Origin of the sequence: Actinomadura darangshiensis (genome assembly GCF_004349235.1) — a bacterium.
Classification (GTDB): Bacteria; Actinomycetota; Actinomycetes; order Streptosporangiales; family Streptosporangiaceae; genus Spirillospora; species Spirillospora darangshiensis.
In genome coordinates this window covers 1-18,332 of sequence record NZ_SMKY01000180.1, presented here as the reverse complement: position 1 = coordinate 18,332, position 18,332 = coordinate 1, and the positions used below count along the sequence as shown (strand labels likewise).

Genomic DNA, 18,332 nt, shown 5'->3' with positions numbered 1-18,332 from the left:
CGCCCATCGACCCCGAGCACCCGCGGCGCCCCGTCGAACCCGACCGCCTCCAGATGCCGCAGCAACCCGTGCACCGCCGGACTATGCGCCCGCAACGGCCGCCGCACCGTCTCCCCGACCCGCACCACACCGTCCGACACGTCCCCGCCGGAGAGCGGCACCTCAAAGTCCACGACCACAGCATCCAAAGATAGAACCCCCGCCCACCCCTGGTGACGGCGTTATAGATGTGGAGCCGGAGGACGCGCACCCTTACACTGTGTCCCGGCGTCCCGCCGGGCGCCGAGCGCCCGTAGCTCAGCTGGACAGAGCATCGGACTTCTAATCCGACGGTCGCGGGTTCGAATCCTGCCGGGCGCGCCTCCACAACCAGGCCATCTAGCCTCTGACCTGCGAGAACACTTCTTGCGTCAGATCGGCCGGATGCAGCCAGATGCCACCGAACGCAGCCACGCGGCACTGTTCCCGGAATATACGCGGAATGACTTGGGCCGCGTTTGCGCAGGTCAGCCCAGAAGCGGAGAGAGGCCCCGGAATACTCCGGAGCCTCTCCACGGTAGTTGCCGATAACACCAACGCGTCCTCGATACGCTGGTTGGCGACGTCGCGTTGCCCGTCGATGCACTTAGCGTAAACACGCAACATCACGTCGACCCCGTGACCAGCGCGTTCCGCCGCTTCGGGGGCATGGACACCCGCGTTGAGCCACAGCGATACCGCCGCATGCCGTAGGTCGTACGGCCGCGCCGCCAACGGGGACTCGACCTGATCGGGAGTCAGCGCCAGGCCGCGAGCCCGCTTCCAGACCTGCGCATAGGCCGACCCGGAGAACGACTGACCGCCACCGGTGACGAACAACCGCCCGTCCTCAGCCGTCCCGAAGGCGTCGAGGTGTTCCCGGAGAAGCGCCACCAGCTCAGGAGGGATCGGGACCGGCCGCACGATGTCGCCCTCCCGATGCTTGAGGCCCCGATCGTCGAAGGTCTCCCCCGAGTCGGTGTATCGCTTGTTGGCCTGCGGCCGGGTCTTCTTGACCGTGATCAGGCCCCAGCCAGTTGCCGGAAGTTCGCAGTCCTGCCGCCGCAGACCCGCAGCCTCAGCCGGACGAAGACCGGCGAAGTACATGCACGCGAACATCGCCCGCAGTCAAGGGGCGGCGGCGCTCAGGCCGCTGCGCGGCCCCGCGCCTGGCCGCCCGGAGCGTGCGGCGTGGGCGCCGGTCACCGGACGACCGCGCTGGGCCGCGCATCGCGCCACGTCCGCCGGCCCCGCTCCAACCGCTCGCCGCCGGGTCGCGCCACCGCCTCAGCCCTCCTCGGATTCCACCAGGCCCATGGCGAAGGCGAACGTCTCCACGAACTCTCGGTACGCCGGGTCCGTCTCACTCGCCGCTAGGATCGCCAGCTCGTCAGCAACCCGCCGCTTGTCCGCATCGGAGAGCTGATTGAGAAGGTAACCGGCGTACTCCTGCTGTTTGAGCGCCGTGTCGTCGTCCAACACCGTCTCGTCGCAGGTCTCGAAGAACCACGTGTACGCGACCACTGCCGAGAGCAACTGCGTGACCAGTTGAGGATGTTCACTCATCCCCGCATTCCAGCAGGCCCCACAGACAGGCCGTCACAAGTTGAACTGGAAGGGTGCGGGGCTCCCCCCGACCCGATGGCTTGAGGATGGCGGCGAACGGAATCCGTCAAGGGCGCCCTACGGGCGTCACTACGTGATGGCTGCGCCACCCTTGACAGAACCCGTCCGCCACTAAGTGCAGGTCTCGTTGGGCCGGGGGGAGGAAAGTTGGGGGCAGAACAGCGGCTACGCCGCTATCCCATCCACAGGATGTCGATGATGCGCAGCGTCTCAACCTCGTCATCGATCAGCAGCGTGAGCATGCCTTCGCTGTTGGCGCCGAAGAAGGCATGTCGGACGGCTGTCTGGCCTGGCCGTTCCGGTACCGCGTCCCACGGGGTCTCCAGGAGATCGAGGAGGCGCTCAAGTAGTGGGCCGTCGCGGACTTCGTTGGGCAGTCCGTTGAGCTCGTACAGCGCACGGCCGTGGAAGCCGTCCCAGCGGTACGTCACACCCGGCCTTCCCAGCCAGGCGGCGTGTAGCGAACGAAGCTTTCTTCCCTGCCCTGCAAGGCGTCCTGTACCGCCTCGTCGTATCCGGGACGGCCGTAGGCGATGGCACGTAGGCGCCACTGCCGAAGGAGGGTTTGGACCTGCTTGAAACGGACCAGGTCGTGCGCGGCGTCGAGCGCCTCGTCATACTCGGCCCGGAACTGGTCACGATGCGCCGGCGGAAGCGCATCGAAGATCGCAGCCGGATCCTCGCCAGGATCGTGCGGCGCGGTCGGCTCCTCGGGCTGAGCGGTCATAGTGTCCAATCTACCTGTGAGCCGCAGGCCGCACGGAGACTCCCGCGGAGCAAGCGGCGGCCTCCGAGCAAGATCCGGAGTATGTACGGAATGATCTTGCGTGGAGCGCCGTCCCGCCGGAAAGTAGGCGCAGGTCAACAAGGGCACGGAGCCGCCTGACCGCTTCGGACTTCTAATCCGACGGTCGCGGGTTCGAATCCTGCCGGGCGCGCCCCCGTCTGACCTGCAGTCTTACCACTGCCAAGATCCAAAATCCTGTCCTGATATGTCCCCGTGTTCGCTCGATGTTCGCTCGGCTGTCGCGCCCGTGTCGCCGCAGCCCTGGCGAATCAGCAGCGGCCGCCCGCCCAGCCGCTGCTCTGGGCGTAGACATCCGGCGACCACCAGAACGACGCCGTACAGGCGGTTGTCGGCCTTCCACCTGCCTGTTACGCCGCCGAACACGGGCCGGGGTCCGCGCCCGGAAGCCGCTCTGGGCGCGGACCCCGGTGTCGTGAATCCGATGGTCAACTCACGCCGGTCATCGGCTCGGCCTGTGGGTTAGGTGGACGACGCGGCCTGGCTGCTGTCGTTTCGTCCGGCTCGGTTCCGGTGCGGGCGTTGAGGATGACGGCAGCGGCATCCTCTGCGGATTGGCGGGCCAGGTCGGGCAGGACGCTGGTGTAGGTGTCGGAGGCAATGGTGATCGATGACAATCCCAGCGTCTCTTGGACGACTTTCAGGTCGTGTCCGGCGCGCAGCAGGATGGTGGCGGCGCCGTGCCGAAGGTCATGCAGCCGAACGGGCGGGAGGCCAGCCTCCATGGTCAGGAGCAGGAATTGTTCGGAGACGGCCATGGGCGCCAGCGGGGTCCCGTCGGGTTGGGTGAAGACGAACCCGGTGTCGTTCCAGGTGTAGCCCGCAGCCAGGCGTTCCTGGTTCTGTCCGGTGCGGTGAGCGGCCAGTTGCTTGGTGGTGTGCTGGTCGAGAGTGACCTGTCGTTCTCCGGCTTCAGCTCTGGGGCGGCCTTGTTCGGTGTGGCCGCCAATCTGGGTGATCTGCCACCGGACCCGGATGGTGCCTTCGTCCAGGTCGACATCAGCCCACCGCAACCCGCACGCCTCATCCCGCCGCAGCCCCCGGAACGCGATGAGGTGATAGAGCCCGTACGGCCGGTGCCGGGCCGCGCGGTCGAGGAAGACCCGGTCTGTTCAGATGTCCACATCATGACCGGGGAGGGCCGCGGCGGGCGCACATAGGCGTCCATCGTTTTGACGCGGCCGCTGCGTACCTTCGCTCCTCGGAGGCGGCTCTTGGTGTCGATGAACGCTTCGCGGGCGTGGCGCGATTGGCGGACACGTTCGGGTGTCCACACCAGTGCCTTGGGGCGGCGGCCGGAGGGCCGTTCGATCAGGGAGGCGACGTTGAGATCAATGCGCCGTTCCCGGATCGCCTGATTAAGAACGGCGCGCAGCGTGGCGCGGATCCGATGCGAGGTCGCCGGGCCGGCCGCTCAGCAGCCCTTCCGTCCCCGGCCGCCCAAACCCTCACACCCACGCATCCGGGCCGGACCAGCCGACCGCAGCACCAGCCGCGGCATGCCGCCGAACGATCAATCTCCACCCGAAACGCACCCCCCACACGCTCCGTCAGCCTCCGGCCCCCGGAATACTCCAACGCCACAGCCACCTCGCCGAGACGAGCACGAACACCCCGCGCCACATCATCCCCAGCCACGCGCCAGCAAAGGGCACCACCCTCGCAGGGCACCGGCGTGGCTACGCGCCGAATGCAGCCGACGATTCCCCCACGAAACCACCCGCCGAACCGCATGCATCACCGCCGCCAGCAACTACCTCGGCCACTGACAGCAATCCCCCGCGCGTGCCTGCCGCCGTCAAACCGAGCCGCCCGCTCATGCCGAAGAGCGGAGAACGTACAACAACTCCAGTGGGTCGAACTCGGTCTGACATCGGCTTCCGTCCCTCCAGCGGGCGGGCCATCCCCTGCGGCCTCCTCCCCTCGCCCCCTGGCAGGGGGCGGCAGGGAATCAACGCATGTTCCGGTGCCCGAGGACAGGGGTGTTGCGGGTTACCCGAACGCTGTGGGGCCGGCGGTCATTTTTGATCGAAGAGGTGTGTTCGGTGGGCCCAGGTGGAGGCTTCCAGGCGGGTCGTCACCCTCAGCTTGGCCAGGATGTTGGATACGTGGACGCCGGCGGTCTTGGCGGAGATGAACAGGTGCTCGCCGATCTGGCGGTTACTTAGTCCGGCTGCCAGCAGCTCCAGTACCTCGAGTTCACGGTTGGTGAGGCCGGCCGGGGTCTCTTTCCGGGCAGGCGAGGCGGTCGCTTTGACCGGCAGTCGGGACCGTTCGGCCAGCTTCTCGATCTCGGTGCGCAGCGGCTTCGCCCCTAGATCGGTCGCGATCGACGCGGCTTCGGTAAGGAAGACGGTCGCCTGCTTTCTGTTCCGGGTGGACACCGCGGCGTGGGCGGCGCGGAGCAGCGTCTCCGCCAGGGCGTAGGGCTGCTCAAGCTCGCGCCACGCCGTTATCGCCTGGGGCCATGCGTCGATGTTTTCGTGGCTCATTTCGGCGTCGAACGTCAGCCGGTACGCCCGCTGGAGCCGGCCGGTGACCGGGAGCTTTTTGCTCCAGTCGACCAGCTGCTGGATCAGGCCCTCGGCCTGCCGGTGGTCGTTCAGTCTCTGCACGGCGGTGACCAGCAGGGGCCAGCCGTACCGGGGGCCGACCGGCAGATCGTGATCATCAAGGACGTGCCCGGTGATCGCGGCGACGGCGCCGGAGTCCTGTTTGATCTGGGCCAGCCGGCAGTCCAGCAGGTCGGGCTCCAGACACGACTCCTCGCCACGGTTGTGGCCGCGCATCGCGGCTCTGGCCTGCTCGGCTGCCGCTCGGGCCTGGTCGGTGTCTCCGCGTCTGAGGTCGATGGTCGCCTGGATGATCTGCAGGTACGCCCGATAGAGCGGCGGTGGCGCCAGGCGGAGCGCGTCCCGGTTGACCTGCGTCGCCTCGGGCCAGCGGCCGAGCGACAGCAGCGACTCGGACAGGTTCGGCGCCAAGAGCGTCCCGCGAGTGCGCGCCAGCCCCAGACTGTCGGCCAGGGCCATGCTCTGCCGCGCGGCCCGCGCCGCTCGGACGTGCTCGCCGGCGGCCTCCAGGGTGTCGGACTGGGTGACCGCCACGAGCAACCGGGTGTCATGCGCGCCCGCGGCGGAGGCGGCCGCGCCGGCCTGGTCGAACAGGTCGTTCGCGGTGGCCAGGTCCGCGTTCGCGGCGGCCAGCGCGGCGAGCGTGACAAGCGCGTGCGCCTGGACGGCACGGTCGCCCGTGCGGCGTCCGATCTCCAGCGCCTCCTCGGCCGTCGCCCGGGCGGGCGCGAGCCTACGGTGGTTGCGCTGGGATGTTGCCAGCTCGGCCAGCACCCGCTCCCAGGGTGTTGGTGGCGGGGGCGAGCATCGCGGGACCCGCGCTGGCCCACTGGCTGCGCCGGCGGGGGGCCGAGGTGACCGTGGTGGAGCGGGCTCCCGAGCTGCGTCCTGGCGGGCAGGCGGTGGACGCGCGCGGGGTCGCCAGAGAGGTCATCGGGCGCATGGGGCTGGACGCGGCGGTGCGCGCGGCGTGCACCGACACCGCCGGCGCGCACACCGTGGACGCGGACGGGCAAGTGCTGGAGACCTTCCGTGCCGACGACGACGGTGGCGACGGGTTCATCGCGGACATCGAGATCCTGCGCGGGGACCTGGCCCAGGTGCTCTACGACGACACCCGCGGCGGCGTCGAGTACGTCTTCGGCGACCGAATCGCCGGGCTCGCCCAGGACGCGGACGGGGTCGACGTGGTCTTCGCGGGCGGCGACCGGCGGCGCTTCGACCTGGTGGTCGGGGCCGACGGGCTGCACTCGGAGCTGCGAGCGATGGTCTTCGGGCCGCGTAAGCGGTTCCTCCGCCACCTCGGGCAGGTGCTGGCCTTCTACAGTGTGCCCAACGAGTTCGGGCTGGACCGCTGGCTGCTCGAGCACCAGGACCAGGAGTCCGGGCGCTCTGCCCTCCTGCGGCCCATCCAGGACGCCACCCGGGCGATGGCCATGTTCTACTTCGCCTCGGCCGACTTCGACGTCGACTACCGTGACGTCGCGGCCCAGAAGGTCCTGCTGCGTGAGCGGATGGCGGGCCTGGGCTGGTTGACCCACGACATCCTCGCGCACCTGGACGACACCCCGGACTTCTACCTCGACCAGGTCGCCCAGGTGGTGATGGACCGCTGGTCGAGTGGACGGGTGGTGCTGCTCGGGGATGCGGCGTTCAGCTCCTCGCCGATGTCCGGGCAGGGCACCGGGCTGGCCCTGGTCGGCGCCTACCTGCTGGCCGGAGAGCTGGCCGCCGCCGGATGGGACCCCGACGCCGGGTTCGCCCGCTACGAGGCGCGGATGCGCTCGTTCGTCGAGGCCAACCAGGAGATCGGCCGGTTGAACGCCCGCAGCCGCGACGTCCCCGGGCCAGACGCCGAGCCGCGCCCCGATTTCGCCGGCGAATGGTTCACCGAGCTGGTCGGGCGCGCGATCAACGGCATCGAGCTGCCCGACTACGCGGGGGTGCCGGACTCCGCAGCCCCGGCCGGATCGCCGATCACCTCGTCGGCCAAGTCGTAGGTGTCACATAACGTGTCGAGAGGGACCACGCTTCGGTGGGCCACCGCCGGACGACCTCCGCTCATGCCGCAGATCGCGTTGTGGGGCGGTGCCATGGGCCGACTCGTTCCAGTGTCCCAGTAGGGGATCACGATCCATCCTTCGGTTCTGGTCCCGTCGGCGTGCTCGATACCGTGTCGGCATGTCGAGCGATGACAACACGATCGGGGACGATCCGCTCGCCGACGGGATGGCCCTGTCCTTGCGGCTGCGGCACGATTTCACGGTGACCGACGCCGACCGTCTCCTCACGGTCGCGCGCCGCATTTACCGCGAACTCAATCCGGACACGAGTGCCGACGAAGCCGCCGGGACGGTGACCTGCGCCGCAGACGCATTGTTCGTCATTCTTGAGCACGCTGGCCTGTTCGGCGACGCAGCCGACGACCGGCTCTCCGATCACGCCGCCTACGGGCTCGCGATCGGTGGGTGGCGCGCGCAGATCGTCCTCGGCGAACCGGCTCCCTTGTCGCCCGAACCAAGGAGTGACTGTCTTCGCGGTGACGTCTTCGCGCTTCCACCCCGCGACCACCAAGCCTGATCACAGCGCGGGACGATCACTAGCGCCAAGGCGCCAGGCATGGTCCTCTTCACGTCCGGCGGCGCGTTTGGCGGCGACGCTTGGGGGTGGAGCGCTTCAGCGGTGGCTTCTTACCGGTGGGCTGCTGTTGCGGTTTGCGGCCACGGGAGCTGTTGAGAGTGCGGCCGCGGACGATGCCGATCAGTTCCTCCATGAGGTCGGTCGTCTCGGCCTCGAGCCAGGCCAGGCCGATCTGGGACTGAGGAGCGTCGGTCACGGTGCGGTATGTGAGGTCTTTGCGGTGGTGGAGGCGGGCCAGAGACTGCGGGAGCAGCAGGACGCCGGCTCCTGACGCCACCAACTCGATCGCGTCAGCGGTGTTCTCAGGACGGGTGAAGGCAGGCTGCCCGGGGCGGTCGCCCCAGGCCAAGACGTCGTCGAGCGGTTCGAACACGTCCTCGTCGGCGAGATCGGCAAGCTCCACCTCCTCCACCGCGGCCACGGCGTGATCCTTCGGCACCACCACCACGGTCGTCTCCAGGTACAGCGGGATCACATGAAGGGCCGTGCGGTCGACGGGCAGGCGCACGAACGCCGCGTCCACACCACCGTCCCGCAGCAGGGGGACGATCTCGGCGGCGGGCATCTGCACCAGCCGAAGCGGCACCTCACGCACCCGCTCGGCCCACACCCCCGCCCACTTCGCGGGCGTCACCCCCGGCGCGTAGGCCAGCCGGAACTCACCATTGGTCACTTCTTCAGCCTAGTCACGCCCAGGTGGCCTCCTCCCGCTGGTTACCCTTGAGATCATGAGCACGTCCAAGGCGAAGACGCCGCAGACCATGAAACCCGCGACCGCGGCCAAGAAGCTGGGGATCCTGCTGTCGGCAGCGCCCGCCGAGTTCCAGGAAGGCCCCGTCTCCCGGGACGAATTGAACGCGCTCCAAGCCGACCCGCCCTCGTGGCTCGCCGACCTGCGCCGCGAGGGCCCTCACCCACGCCAGGTCATCGCCGCCAAGCTCCGCGTCTCCGCCTCAGGTCTGGCCCGCGCCGGCATCACAGGCCCCCTCACCACGGCCGAGATCGAGAACCTGAAGGCGGAGAACCCCGACTGGCTGGGACGCGAGCAGGCCATCCAAGCCGAAGTCCGCAAAGAGAACCTCCGCCTCAAGGAGCAGCGCGCCAAGGCCTGACTCACGCGATCCCTCGGCCGCCGGTTGGCAGGAGCGCGTTGATTTCGCGAGCGGCAGGTGATGGTGCCCTGCTCGGTGACGTAGCCGATGCGCGGTCTCGCGGGCTTCCTGATCGGCGGACAAGAGCGGGCCTGCCATCATCGGGGCATGAGCGACTGGGAGCTGTTCCTCCGGGAGGTTTCATGGTTCCTCCACCCCGGAGAAAGCGTCGCAGTGGGCGAGGCACAGCCGTGGACCCGCGGATCGGCTGAAGACCTGCCGGAGCTGTCCGCGCTGCTGGACTCGACGACTCTCACCCCCATCTCCGTGGGAGACACTGCCTACGAGTTGCTGGCATGGGGACCACCGGACGATCGACGAGGATGGCTCAGCCACCCGCCCGAGGACGCGGACGGCGAATCCGTTGCGAAGACGCACAAGAGCTTCTGGAAGCTCTGCGGCGGGATCGTCGAGAAATTTGGTGAGCCCGCCACCTGGTGGAACAACCAGGACGAGGTGCTCACGGCTGATGCGACACGGGTCCGAATCGCGGACGTCCTGACCGACTATGCGTGGCTCTGGGAAGGCGACGGCCTGAAGGTTTCCATCAACCCGGATGAGTACTACACCGTCGCCGTAGAGGCGAACGGGAATCTGACACTGGCGCATCGTGACAACGGTCGGCTACTTCTCTTCGCACCGGACCACGCGTTCCAAGATGTCACACCACTGGACGGCTCCCCGCCATACTCGCTGCTCACGATCAATAATGTGCCCGACCTCGCGACCTGGATAGAGGTATGCGCTGCTGCCTGGCGGCACCAGTAGGCCGAGCAGACACCGGGAACCGCCGGCGATCCGCGTCGCCGCGCGGATCTGCCGATGGCCGGGCGTTCGACCCTCGATCATCCTGTAATTCCGCCTGGTGGCCTGCGTCGAGGTACCGGCACCGCAGACGTCAGTTGCGGCAGCGGCGAGGGCGCTGGTGAGGCTTGGAACGCTTGGATCATGAGTGCGGCGAAGCGCCGGGAGGCCGCGATTCCTGCTGACGGCGTACTCGCGCGGATCCCGCCGTTGGCCATGATCATGAGGATGAGGTCGTCCAGGACGGCGTCGGGGCGCAGGCGTCCGGCGTCCTTGGCGCGGCGGATCAGTTCGGCTGCGGAGGTCAGCGAGGAAGAGCGGTTCGCGGTGAAATCCATCGCGCGCGGGAAGGCGGACTTGAAGACCGCGATGAAGCCGCGGTCGCGTGCTTGCAGCTCACACAATTTCTCAACCGTGACGCAGAAGCCGTGCCAGGGATCAGGGTCGGCGAGCCCTTCGTCGAGGATGGATCGCCATGCCAGCATCTGGTCGGTGAACGCCTCAGCGACCAGCATCTCCTTGGTGGGGAAATGGCGGTAGACGTGGTGTACGAGGTCGACCAGCCGCAGGTCATCGAGTTCAAGACCCGGACACTGACAGAGTTGGGCGCCGCACCCTCCGCCGACCGGCGAGTGGTCGCGGTCGATCTGCGCGACGACTGGCCCGCCGCACTGCGCACCGCCGGATTCGACCCGGCCCGGCCGGCCGCGTGGAGCGCCGAGGGCCTGCTGGGCTACCTGCCGCCCGAGGCGCAGGACAGCTTGCTGGACTCCATCACCGAACTCAGCGCGCTGGGAAGCCGGGTGGCCACCGAAAGCAGGCCCAACCCCCGACCAGGCGACGAGGACCAGACGAAGGAAGGCCTGCACCGCATCTCCGAACACTGGCGTGCGCACGGTTTCGATCTCGACCACGTGCGGCTGCGCTATTTCGGTGAGCGCAACGAAGCGGCTTCCTACCTGACCGACTGCGGCTGGACGCTGAACACCATCACCGTCCGAGATCTGCTCGCTGCCAACGACCTTCCGCCTATCAAGGACGACGACCTGCGCATGGCGGACGTGCTATTTGTCAGCGGTGCCCTCAACAAGACCACGAAATAGCATCCACTTCTCCCGACGACGTGTGCCCGGATCGGCATCGGTGGACCCGGTAGCCCGGGTGAGCGCTGTGCCGCCGGTGTCGGTATCGGTGCGCGGCAGGTGGCATCGCCGCGTCCGGTCGTAACACCAACGCCCGCACAAGCCGCAGATCGGTCGGCCAGCGTTACGCCTGGGCGGGTTGCGTCCTTGCGACGTAGACCGTGTTGGTCGCGGTCCGATTTTGGAAAGGGTTGTGGAATTCGACGACATGTGCTTGTGAAGCGTAAAACGCCTGGGCGAGTATGTCATTGAAGTGTTCATCCGGCGGGTCGTTGGACCATAGGGCGAACACACCGCCAGGGTGGAGCCGGCCGGTGAGCCCGCGCAGGCCACCGAGCTCGTAGAAGGGCGCATGGGCGGGGTCGAGTACATGCCGCGGCGAGTGATCGATATCGACGACGATGGCGTGGAAGCGGCGTCCCGGAATGCCTGGATCGAAGCCGTGGGGATCGGCGGCGAGGGAGAAGAAGTCGGCACGGAGGAGACGGCAACGAGGATCAGACGTCAGGTCTGCGCCCAGGGGCACCAGATGTCGTTGGTGCCATCCGATCACTTCATCGAGTGCTTCCACGACGGTGAGCGAGCGCACACGCGGGTCTTCCAGCACGGCATGGGCGGTGTACCCGAGACCCAGCCCGCCCACGATCACGTCGAGGTGGGTGTCCGCCAGCGGCTCCAGGCCGAGCCGGGCCAGCGCGATCTCCCCCGCCGTGAATTGACTGGACATGAGGAAGTCATCGTCGAGCTTGACCTCGTACACCTCGGTGCCCGAGGCCGGGTCTCGCCGACGCCGCAGGCTGATGGCGCCCTTGGCCGTCTGACGCCAGTCGATCTCCTCGAAACGCGCGCTCACACGCACCCCTCCGTTCTCCGTCTGCCGCATCCGCAAATTCCATGGACGTCCGGCCGGTCGCCGCGCGGTCACGACCCCGGAACGCCCCGGTCAGTCCGGCCGCCGCTGACGCTACCGCTCTGCGGAGCGTGGGACGGCATCGCAGATCAAGCCGACGGCTGATGTCGCCTCAAATCGGCGGTTCGCCGACGACTGCCGCCGGGACGGACGATGTGACCTGCGCGGCCCACAGGTGCATGGGATTTCATCCCGAAGGCGTCGGCAAAGGGCACCGGCGCCAAAGGTGTGCCGCCGCCGCGCTGGCCGGGGCGCTGGAGATGATCGCGATCCTCGGCGGGGGGCCGTGGAGGGATATCCCGAACCTGCCGACGCGGTGGCCGCCGGGTTCCTGTACAACGGTGCACTGTCGACCTACGAGTCGCTGGGATTCACTCGGGCCCGGATGATCGGCAAGCATCGCTGGGTCGTTACCAGGCTCGTGAGCGACAAATCCTCGTAACGTTTCTGCGTCACAAGCACCGAACCGAGGGGCGGACCCGACCCGATCATTCGCAAATGGCGACCATGGCGCTGGTCCGCACCAAGGATCGTCTCCAGACGACGTCCGCTTATGCCGCATACGGCTCTGGTCGTCTGGGCAATGCGCACGGTAAGCGATCCACCGACGATTATCAGCCGTGGTCGCCGCAGTGGCCCACGCCCAGTCCACCTGGGACAGCCAACTGCGCGGGCAACTGGGGCGGCGATGTGCTGATGGTGTTCACCAGCCCGGGTGCGCGGTCAGGTGCGGCGGTCGGGGTCGAATCGGTCCGCGAGCTCTGTCAGCACCGAAGACCGGCGCTGCTCACGCTCGGCAGCCGTTTCGTCGGATTGGGCCGTCAGACGGCCGCCGGCGAGCGCGGCCTGGGCGGCCAACATCCGCAGCCGCGGTCCGAGCCGAGCGAGTCCCTCGTCTGGCTGCACGGCGCGGGACAGCAGATACACGACCTCCGCATCGTCGTTCTCCAACGCCCGCGTCACCGTGCCAGCATCGATCGACGCGCCTCGATCAAGGAGGGTCCGGGCAAGATCCGCGTCGACGGCGTGTGCGCCGACCCGCAGGGAGTTCTCGACCGGGACACCTTGTTCGAGGAGCCACGGGATGACCGCCCAGGCCCGATGGAGCAGGGCCACCTCGAGCGGGCTCAGCCCGCTGCCGACCTCCTCCGCCGGATCACAGCCCATCGCCACCAGCCGCGCGAGCAGCGCCACATCGTCGTCGGCCGCCGCCCGTTCCAGGGCCAGACGCCGGAGCCGGCGCTGCGCGGCGAGCGTGCCCTCGTCCAGCGCGCCGCGCCAGTCGAGCACGGTCGCCTGGACGAGCCGGCGCAGCTTCGCCGCAGCCGACCGGGCGTCCGGGTCGCCGCTGTCTCCCAGTTCATCGACGGCGTCGCGCATCTCTGCGCCCGTGCCGTCCTGCGCCTCCCAGGGATCCTGATCCAGGACGAGCCGGCCGAACAGTGCACGCAGGTCGTCCGCGATCCGTCCGGCACGGTCGCCGGTGGACAGCTCCCATCCGGGTGGCAATCCCTGCCGCCAGCAGACGACGGCGCCGTGGTCCGGGCCGGCGGCAGTGTGCACGTAGACGCGCTCGAGGTACTCGAAACCACCGATCGGAAGGTGGACGAGCCGGCCAGACCAGTCCGGCCGGCTCTCCTCGGCCAGTTCGCACTCGTGATCGATCCAGCCCCACAGGTCGTGGTAGCCGTCACTGTCCGGATAGAACAGCTCCGCGAACGACAGCGGGACGTCCTGGCCGTCAAGATCAATGCGCAGGTCGTAGTCGAGTCGTCCGCCAAAGGCGGTGCGCCACAACGCGATGAGCGGATCGGGCAGCGGTCCGGCGCATCGCTCGGCCACTGCACCGAGTACCGCGTCGTCGATCGGCGGCTGCGCGTCCAGGACCAGCCGTCCGGCGAACAGAGCCAAGCCGGCCTCGCCGAGGACTCGATGTTCCCGGTCGGAAAGCGGGCCGGGCAGCGCGTTGTCCGGTATGGCCGTCACCCCGCGCAGCCTAGAGGTCGGGCGCGCCCCGAATCCACCCGAGGCCAGCGACGAGCCCTCGAGCCAGCGCCCTCATGCAGGCGCAGCGCAGCGAGACCCGGGCCCCGACATCGCACTCATCTGCCGCTGGGCGGGCTTGGTAGTGATCATGCGTCTCGTCCGGGTGTGCCGATGGCAGGGCGGTGGCGACTGTTGGAGGCTGGCGACCTCGTGCGGGTATTGGGCCGATCCGGTTGTCGCCGGGTGTCGATCGGGGTCTGTGGCAGTTAGCCCAGTTGGTCGCGGCGGCGGGTCAGGTGGGCGGTTTCGGCGGTGTTGCCTGCCAGTTCGATGGCCCTGTCGTACGCGGCGCGTGACTGCTGGCTTCGGCCCAGCCTGCGTAGCAGGTCGGCGCGGGTGGCGTGGTAGGCGTGATAGTCGGCCAGCTTGTCGTCGAGGCGGTCGACGGCTGCCAGCGCCACGTCCGGGCCGTCGAGTTCGGCGACCGCGATGGCCCGGTTGAGGGCGATGACCGGTGAGGGGTCGAGGCCGACGAGGTGGTCGTAGAGGGCGAGGATCTGTGACCAGTCGGTGTCGCGGATGTCACGGGCGGAGGTGTGCACGGCGTTGATCGCGGCGAGGATCTGGTAGCGGCCCGGGGCGGCTCCGGCGGCGGCAGCGGCGAGGCGCTCGCGTACCAGCCGGTGGCCCTCGGCGATCAGGGACGCGTCCCAGGCCCCGCGGTCCTGCTCGGCCAGGGGGACCAGTTCGCCGCCGCCCGAGACCCGGGCGGTGTGGCGGGCCTCGGTGAGGAGCATCAGCGCCAGCAGGCCGGCCACCTCGCCATCGTCCGGCAGGAGGGCTCGGATCAGGCGGGTGAGCCGGATCGCCTCGGCGGTCAGGTCGTGGCGCAGGGGGTCGGTGCCGGGGCCGGTGGCCAGGTAGCCCTCGTTGAAGACGAGGTACAGGACGGCGAGTACGCCGGACAGGCGTGCCGGGAGATCCTCGGCGGACGGCACTCGGTAAGGGATGCGGGCCGCCTTGATCTTGGCTTTGGCGCGGGTGATCCGCTGCTCCAGGGTGGTCTCCCGCACGAGGAAGGCGCGGGCGATCTCCGGCACGGTGAGACCGGCGACCATGCGCAGCGTCAGCGCCACGCGGGTCTGCATGGCCAGTGCCGGGTGGCAGCAGGTGAAGATCAGTCGGAGCCGGTCGTCGTCGATGGCGCCGACAGGCTCGGGCGGGTCGTCGTCGTACACCATCCGAGCCTCCTTGTGCTTGTCGTCGCGTTTGTTCTCGCGCCGGATCCGGTCGATGGCCTTGCGGCCCGCGGTGGTGGTCAGCCAGCCGCCGGGGTTGGGCGGCACACCGTCGGCCGGCCACCGCTCGACGGCGGCCGCGAACGCCTCGGCCGCCGCCTCCTCGGCGATGTCGAGGTCACCGAAACGCTTTGTCAGGGACGCGACCACTCGGCCCCATTCCTCGCGGTGGGTGCGAGTGATCGCCTCCCGGACGTCGCCGTCGTTCACAGGAACGGCCGCACCTCGATCTTCCGATCGCAGACCTTGGACGCCTCGGCGGCGAGCTTGAGCGCCACGTCCAGGTCGGGGGCCTCCCACACCCAGACGCCGGCGAGGTACTCCTTGGACTCCACGAAGGGCCCGTCGCTGAACACCGCCTGCTCGCCCCGGTTGTCGATGACCGTGGCCGCGTCGGTGTCCGCGAGGCCGCCCGCGAAAACCCAGTGGCCCTCGGCGATCAGCCGTTCGTTGAACGCGCTGATGGCAGGCTGCCTATCCGTGCTGCCCGGATTGCTCTTGTCGTCGATCACGGAAACCAGGTACCGCATCTGAAGATCATCTCCCGTGGTCGGGGGACGACGTGTCGTCCGTCCCGTTGCCGGTCTGTCGGCCCGTCTATTGTCCGGCCAGTTCGGCCACGACCGGAGCGAGCGCGTCGGCGGAGCCGGCACCGAAGACGAAGTAGGAGATGCCGAGTTCCTCCCGTCGCCGCTGGATCTCCTCGGCGGCCGCCGCGGGATCGTCCGGAAGTACCGCCAGCGAGTCCATCGCGCGAAGCGCCGCAGGGTCGGTGTCGGGGGACGCCATGAACGGCGCGACGGTGTCGCCGATCACCGCCACGTGCTGCGCGAGTTCGATGTCCCGGGTGGCGAGGGTGCGGAAGTCGCGCACCACCCGTGTGCTTTCGACCCGGTCGTCTCCCGGCATCAGCGCGAAGGCGACCGTGTCCGCGAGGTCGGCCGCCAGTGCCTGGGCCTTCGGCCCGCGCACGGCCATCACCACCGGCGTGCGCAGGGCGGCGCCGTCGAGACCACGCAGCGCCGTCACGGTCTCGCGCACCTGGGCCAGCCGCTCGCCCGGTGGGACGACGGGCAGTCCCAGGTCGCGGAGTTCGTCTTCGATGCCGGGCCTGCCGGTGCCGATGCCCAACTCGAAACGACCCTCGGTGAGCACCGACAGCGAGTGCGCTTCCCAAGCGGTGCTCCACGGTTGGCGCAGCGGAGAGGCGTACACCCACGAGCCGACTCGCAGGTCGGTGAGGGTGGCCGCGATGGCCAGCGTGGGGGCAGGGGCCGGCTGCCATTGCGGGACGTCGGGCATCAGCAGCGTGGAGTATCCGTTGTCGGCGATACGGCGCACCTGGTCTCGCCACGTCGGCAGATCTGTTCTGAGCGGGGCAACGACCCCGAATCGGAAGGGTCTGGTTCCGCCACTTGCCGTCGAATCGGTCATCGTTCCTGTCCTGTCAGTGGTTGGGATGGCTCCGATGCTGTCGGCGTGCGACCGCGCGCCGTGGTCAGCGCAGCGCGGTCGACGTCTCACCCTTGCTACGAACGCGGCTGCCCCGATCCGACATCGCCTCCCAAAAATTCTGTCGAGGATTTTCCGGTAGCCGGCTGTCGGCAACCCGAGCACGCGACGAGTTCGGGGCCACCACACTCCACCTCCTCATGCGCACCCAGGGCCAGACGAACCCTGGGACCACATAAGCCGATCTTCGGGTTGCTGCATGACACGGTGCTGAGCACGCTGGGGGTGGATTCGGCGGAGATGGCGCGTGACCCAGCCATATGCGCGGAGAACATGGCTAGGCTCACACCCCGAAAGAGGGGTGCTCCCATGAAGAGAATTGTGCTCGTGGCAGTCTGTGCCACATTGGCCTGTTTGACCGCTTTGGCCGTTTCTGTATCGGCTTCGTTCCCCACCTCGGCTAACGTTTCCAAATCGGCTTCCGCCGCGCTGTCGGCCACGTTCAAGCCGCAGCAGATCATCGGCCCGCGGCCACCGGCAACGGGGATCGACCAGAACGTCGTGGCGCTCGGCACACAGCGGCTGGCGATGACCGCGAACCAGACCGTGTACGTGGTCTCGGCGTTGCGCGCGAACGAGGCCACCGTGCTGACGTTGGTGGACAACGAAGTGCGCTGCACGTGGCCGGGCGGCAGCAAGAACCTGGTGATGGGCCAGAACATCTACGCCGGCACGGGTGCGAACCCGCAGTGGGAGAACACCTGGATCGTCACCAAGTTCCTGCTGCACCCCGGCGTGGCCACCACGGCCACCTGCACGACTTACGCGAGGGTCGCCTCGCTTTACAAGCAGCCGTCTTCGGTGCAGATCGCTGAGGGTTCCCTGCGCTTCGCCGACACATCGGTCGCCAACGCGGCGAACGGCAAGCCCCTCGATTACGAGATGCCCTACGGCGACCTGCCGGTGGACTCGTCCCCGGCCCACCTGAGCGTGCGGCAGCCCGCGCTGCCGATCACCACCGCGCCGGACGGATTCCGCGAACTCAGCGTCTTCGGCGATGTGAACTACACGGTTTGCCGGGCCGACGTCACGTGCAACCGCAAGGGTGCGTCGACCGCCCAGTTCACGTTGATCATCAATCAGTGGAACAAGGACGGCACGGCCACCTGCCACAAGGACGCGTCGACGACCGTCACCAAGAAGATCCCGTACGCGGTGCACCACGCCGTAGTGCCGTTGTACAAGCCGCATTTCAAGGTGTGGACGACACCGGGCTGCGGCCCCGTCTTCAACGCCTACGTGCGCGTCGACTGGCTGGGCGGCGAGGCCGGCGCGGTGCAGGGCACGGCGATCGGCCTGCCCGACCTGCGCGGTTCCACATCGACGCACCGATCGGCGATGAGCCACCTGTACATCGTCCCGGTGACCTGATCCCGGCCCGCCCGACCGGATGCGTGGTCAGGTTGGGTCGGGGCGGAGTTCGGGGGTCCAGGCGTGGAGGAAGCGCAGAGCCTGGTCGGCGGACGAGTTGGGCGGGGCGGTGTAGACGACCAGGGTCTGGTCACGGTGAGCGTTGATCTGCAGGGCCTGCCAGTCCAGCTCCAAGGGGCCTGTGACGGGGTGGTCGAGGGTTTTGCGGCCCTGGTCGGCGGCTTTGACGGTGTGGCTGCTCCACCAGCGGCGGAAGTCCTCGTCGTGGACGGACAACTCGCCGATCAGCGCGGTCAGGCGTGTGTCGTGGGGGTGGGTGGCGGCCGCCATGCGCAGGCGGGCGACGGCGTCGAGTGCGACGTTCTCCCAGTCGGCGTACAGGTCGCGGACGCGAGGCTCCAGGAACACCAAGCGGACCAGGTTGCGGTGGTTGACGGGGAGCTGGGCGAAGTCGAGAAATAGGGCGGCGGCCGGGGGGTTCCAGGCCAGGACGTCC

The 18,332-nt window shown here is 68.6% G+C and carries 20 protein-coding genes and 2 tRNA genes; 8 read left to right on the top strand and 14 right to left on the bottom strand.

All coding sequences use genetic code 11. From position 1 onward, the window contains the following. Nucleotides 1–286: 286 nt before the first annotated feature. Nucleotides 287–360: transfer RNA gene (locus E1293_RS30650), tRNA-Arg, on the top strand. Nucleotides 361–378: 18 nt separating this feature from the next. On the opposite strand, the gene E1293_RS30645 is transcribed toward E1293_RS30650, so the two are convergent. From E1293_RS30645 to E1293_RS30630, 4 genes are all read right to left on the bottom strand, one after another. Next, complete coding sequence (locus E1293_RS30645; protein WP_424923697.1) at nucleotides 379–1,125, bottom strand: tyrosine-type recombinase/integrase; 747 nt, start codon at nucleotides 1,123–1,125, stop codon at nucleotides 379–381. A 180-nt stretch (nucleotides 1,126–1,305) separates the two neighbouring features. Continuing rightward, entirely contained in the window at nucleotides 1,306–1,584 is a 279-nt protein-coding gene (locus E1293_RS30640; protein ID WP_132200967.1) for a hypothetical protein, read from the bottom strand. 233 nt (nucleotides 1,585–1,817) lie between these two features. Beyond that, a complete protein-coding gene (locus tag E1293_RS30635) occupies nucleotides 1,818–2,075 on the bottom strand; it encodes a hypothetical protein (RefSeq protein WP_132200966.1) in 258 nt (85 codons plus the stop codon). Continuing rightward, the gene (locus E1293_RS30630) at nucleotides 2,072–2,371 is read right to left on the bottom strand and encodes a DUF6247 family protein (protein ID WP_132200965.1); all 300 of its coding nucleotides are present in this window, start codon (nucleotides 2,369–2,371) and stop codon (nucleotides 2,072–2,074) included. The genes E1293_RS30635 and E1293_RS30630 overlap by 4 nt, the downstream gene beginning before the upstream one ends. A gap of 127 nt (nucleotides 2,372–2,498) precedes the next feature. On the opposite strand from E1293_RS30630, the gene E1293_RS30625 reads away from it, so the two are divergent. Next, nucleotides 2,499–2,582: transfer RNA gene (locus E1293_RS30625), tRNA-Arg, on the top strand. A gap of 295 nt (nucleotides 2,583–2,877) precedes the next feature. Here the strand turns inward: E1293_RS30625 and E1293_RS30620 are convergent. Further along, nucleotides 2,878–3,501 (bottom strand): site-specific integrase, encoded by a 624-nt coding sequence (locus E1293_RS30620; RefSeq protein WP_132200964.1) that lies wholly within the window; start codon nucleotides 3,499–3,501, stop codon nucleotides 2,878–2,880. Nucleotides 3,502–4,467: 966 nt separating this feature from the next. Next, the gene (locus E1293_RS50295) at nucleotides 4,468–5,796 is read right to left on the bottom strand and encodes a LuxR C-terminal-related transcriptional regulator (protein ID WP_132200963.1); all 1,329 of its coding nucleotides are present in this window, start codon (nucleotides 5,794–5,796) and stop codon (nucleotides 4,468–4,470) included. Nucleotides 5,797–5,813: 17 nt separating this feature from the next. Here E1293_RS50295 and E1293_RS30610 point away from each other — a divergent pair, with 17 nt between their 5' ends. Further along, entirely contained in the window at nucleotides 5,814–7,022 is a 1,209-nt protein-coding gene (locus E1293_RS30610; RefSeq protein ID WP_207939183.1) for an FAD-dependent monooxygenase, read from the top strand. A 181-nt stretch (nucleotides 7,023–7,203) separates the two neighbouring features. Continuing rightward, entirely contained in the window at nucleotides 7,204–7,602 is a 399-nt protein-coding gene (locus tag E1293_RS30605) for a hypothetical protein (RefSeq protein WP_132200961.1), read from the top strand. A gap of 49 nt (nucleotides 7,603–7,651) precedes the next feature. Here E1293_RS30605 and E1293_RS30600 read toward each other — a convergent pair whose 3' ends face one another. After that, a complete protein-coding gene (locus tag E1293_RS30600; protein WP_243716797.1) occupies nucleotides 7,652–8,296 on the bottom strand; it encodes a LysR family substrate-binding domain-containing protein in 645 nt (214 codons plus the stop codon). A gap of 94 nt (nucleotides 8,297–8,390) precedes the next feature. Here E1293_RS30600 and E1293_RS30595 point away from each other — a divergent pair, with 94 nt between their 5' ends. Together E1293_RS30595 and E1293_RS30590 are read left to right on the top strand one after the other, a co-directional pair. Further along, on the top strand, nucleotides 8,391–8,774 hold the full coding sequence (locus tag E1293_RS30595) for a DUF5997 family protein (RefSeq protein WP_132200960.1): 384 nt from the start codon (nucleotides 8,391–8,393) through the stop codon (nucleotides 8,772–8,774). 147 nt (nucleotides 8,775–8,921) lie between these two features. Continuing rightward, nucleotides 8,922–9,581, top strand: coding sequence for a hypothetical protein (locus E1293_RS30590; protein ID WP_132200959.1), 660 nt, complete (start codon nucleotides 8,922–8,924; stop codon nucleotides 9,579–9,581). Nucleotides 9,582–9,658: 77 nt separating this feature from the next. On the opposite strand, the gene E1293_RS30585 is transcribed toward E1293_RS30590, so the two are convergent. Beyond that, entirely contained in the window at nucleotides 9,659–10,132 is a 474-nt protein-coding gene (locus E1293_RS30585; protein ID WP_132200958.1) for a TetR/AcrR family transcriptional regulator, read from the bottom strand. Between the two features lie 15 nt (nucleotides 10,133–10,147). Here E1293_RS30585 and E1293_RS30580 point away from each other — a divergent pair, with 15 nt between their 5' ends. Continuing rightward, entirely contained in the window at nucleotides 10,148–10,720 is a 573-nt protein-coding gene (locus E1293_RS30580) for an SAM-dependent methyltransferase (RefSeq protein WP_132200957.1), read from the top strand. A gap of 163 nt (nucleotides 10,721–10,883) precedes the next feature. Here E1293_RS30580 and E1293_RS30575 read toward each other — a convergent pair whose 3' ends face one another. The 5 genes from E1293_RS30575 to E1293_RS30550 form a co-directional block, all read right to left on the bottom strand. Next, nucleotides 10,884–11,642 (bottom strand): spermidine synthase family protein, encoded by a 759-nt coding sequence (locus tag E1293_RS30575; protein ID WP_243716795.1) that lies wholly within the window; start codon nucleotides 11,640–11,642, stop codon nucleotides 10,884–10,886. A 750-nt stretch (nucleotides 11,643–12,392) separates the two neighbouring features. Further along, complete coding sequence (locus E1293_RS30565) at nucleotides 12,393–13,655, bottom strand: SMI1/KNR4 family protein (protein ID WP_132200956.1); 1,263 nt, start codon at nucleotides 13,653–13,655, stop codon at nucleotides 12,393–12,395. A gap of 266 nt (nucleotides 13,656–13,921) precedes the next feature. Continuing rightward, the gene (locus E1293_RS30560) at nucleotides 13,922–15,163 is read right to left on the bottom strand and encodes an RNA polymerase sigma factor (RefSeq protein ID WP_132200955.1); all 1,242 of its coding nucleotides are present in this window, start codon (nucleotides 15,161–15,163) and stop codon (nucleotides 13,922–13,924) included. Next, the gene (locus tag E1293_RS30555) at nucleotides 15,160–15,483 is read right to left on the bottom strand and encodes a YciI family protein (protein WP_132200954.1); all 324 of its coding nucleotides are present in this window, start codon (nucleotides 15,481–15,483) and stop codon (nucleotides 15,160–15,162) included. Before E1293_RS30555 ends, E1293_RS30560 begins: the two co-directional genes overlap by 4 nt. 67 nt (nucleotides 15,484–15,550) lie before the next feature. Next, nucleotides 15,551–16,387, bottom strand: a complete 837-nt coding sequence (locus tag E1293_RS30550; protein WP_132200953.1) for an LLM class flavin-dependent oxidoreductase — start codon at nucleotides 16,385–16,387, stop codon at nucleotides 15,551–15,553. 387 nt (nucleotides 16,388–16,774) lie between these two features. Between E1293_RS30550 and E1293_RS30545 the strand changes: the two genes are divergently transcribed. Next, on the top strand, nucleotides 16,775–17,836 hold the full coding sequence (locus tag E1293_RS30545; RefSeq protein ID WP_132200952.1) for a hypothetical protein: 1,062 nt from the start codon (nucleotides 16,775–16,777) through the stop codon (nucleotides 17,834–17,836). A 27-nt stretch (nucleotides 17,837–17,863) separates the two neighbouring features. On the opposite strand, the gene E1293_RS47805 is transcribed toward E1293_RS30545, so the two are convergent. Continuing rightward, nucleotides 17,864–18,332: MmyB family transcriptional regulator (locus E1293_RS47805; RefSeq protein WP_481726102.1), on the bottom strand; the 469-nt coding region annotated here is incomplete at its 5' end.